We start from the raw sequence: 1,783 nt of genomic DNA on the forward strand, positions 1-1,783 counted from the left end.
GTCGTGCATCCGGGGTCTGTTGCCAGCGCGGGCTGCGCGCGGCCAGCAGCAGGCTCAGGCCCAGGTGGATGCGTCCTTCCTCGACGATCGCCGCGCTGCCGCCATCCTTGTTCACCGGGTTGCGGGTGAGGTGGAAGCTGTTGACGAAGCCGTCTTCGGTGGCCAGTTCGCGATGCTGGTGGCAGACCACGCCTACCGCCTTGAATTGGACATCCAACCCGGCGGTGTGCGCCTTGCGTTGCAGGGCCCACATCAGGCCCAGGAAGGCCGTCATCGACGGGAAACCATGGGTCAACGGGCTGGAGATGGCATTGGCGTTCTGCACCTGCAGGTGCGGGAAGACCAGTAGCTGATCGAAGTCCGGACAAGTGCTCATGGCTCTCCTCCTCGCAGGGCGCGTCGTTGGATGGGAGCCGGCCAGGTGGCATCGACGATCGCCCGGCTTGCCCAGTGCCGGTACTCGGCGTCGCCGACGCCAGTCAGCCCCGCGCTGCGCAGGCGGTCGTTCAACCAGTTGGCGAAGTCACCGGCCACCTGGTCCGGCCAGTCGCCAGACTCCCAGGCAGCGATGAAGGCCGCGTCCTCGGCGGCAAGATCAGGCTCCGGGCGTGGGTCCAGTTCCACCCGTTCCGGGTCCAGCCAGACCTGTTGGTGAAGCGGCAGGCTGCAGTCGTCACTTCGGGTCCAGCCCGGTGCGAAACGCACCTGGGTTTCGACCGCGAAGATGGCCAGCTGTGCGCCCAGTTCCTGTGCCAGCGCTTCGCGCTTCTGGCGGGTGGCCAACGTCTGGGGCGGATCTGAGAGGAGGAAGTCGGCCAGCTGATCGGCGATGGCGCGAACCCCCAGGAACCAGGTCAGGCGCTCCATGGCGGATGTCAGGTGCAACAGCTTGCGCGGCTGCTCGGCATCCCAACTCGGCGGAAGCGACGCCAAGAGATAGTTGATGCCGTAGCGGTCGCTATTGAGCTGGGAGATGTTCTGCGGCTTGGTTCCGCCCAGCTTGCGCGCCACCAGACCTCGGTAGTCCCGATAGGGGGCCGTGTGGGCCTCTTTGGCACGGAAGGCCTGACGCGCGGCCTTGTTGTCCTCGCCAAAGCGGGCGTCCTGGATATCGGCATGCACGGCATGCGCCAGGCTGCTGGAGAACAGCGGTTGCAGCAGGTGGAAGGCCCTGTCGTCCGTGGCCTTACCTTCGGCCAGCCAGTACAGCTGTTTGGCCGCTTCGTGCGAGGCCGGGCTGGCATCGCGGCGGACGAGGCTGCTGAAGGCCGTCATCCATGCCGTTGCGGTCTGTGCATCGGCATGCAGAGCGGTGCGAAGGTCCTCGTCGTCCGCCTGCATCCAATCCAGAAGCCGGCGCCCATCGACGTTGAGCTTGAGGAACTTGAACACGTCCAGTGCGGCCGCGTTGCCCACCACGTCTTCGGCGAAGTCGTCACCGAGTACATGCGTGCCGATATCGGCATGGGCGGGGAGGGCATCCGGACGGACATGCAGGTTGCTGCCGCGCGCATCCGGATGTGTGGCTTTGAGGACGTGGGTAACGGCCTGGATCTGGCCCACCCGGCGGGCGGCATCCGCCAGCCAGGTGCCGTACTCGTACTTCCCGGCGGTGTCGCCTTCTTCTTCCTTGCCTTTCAGCTTGGCGTCCCGCCGGGCTTCGATGAAGCGGGTGATTGCTTCACGGAATTCCTTTCCTCGATCTGTCAGTTCTGCCACCAACCATCTCCTTTGTTGATGAATCTGCTTCCGGCTGTTTAGCGCATCCTTGTATCAACGGCTG

The 1,783-nt window shown here is 65.1% G+C and carries 2 protein-coding genes; both read right to left on the reverse strand.

Translation table 11 applies throughout. The annotated features are described in order from the left end of the window. Window positions 1-376: type I-F CRISPR-associated protein Csy2 (locus VA603_RS11330; RefSeq protein ID WP_323438900.1), on the reverse strand; the 376-nt coding region annotated here is incomplete at its 3' end. Further along, on the reverse strand, window positions 373-1,719 hold the full coding sequence (csy1, locus tag VA603_RS11335) for a type I-F CRISPR-associated protein Csy1 (protein ID WP_323438901.1): 1,347 nt from the start codon (window positions 1,717-1,719) through the stop codon (window positions 373-375). The genes VA603_RS11330 and csy1, both read right to left, overlap by 4 nt. Window positions 1,720-1,783: the final 64 nt, after the last annotated feature.

The organism is Stenotrophomonas capsici (genome assembly GCF_034961085.1).
GTDB classification, from domain to species: Bacteria; Pseudomonadota; Gammaproteobacteria; order Xanthomonadales; family Xanthomonadaceae; genus Stenotrophomonas; species Stenotrophomonas capsici.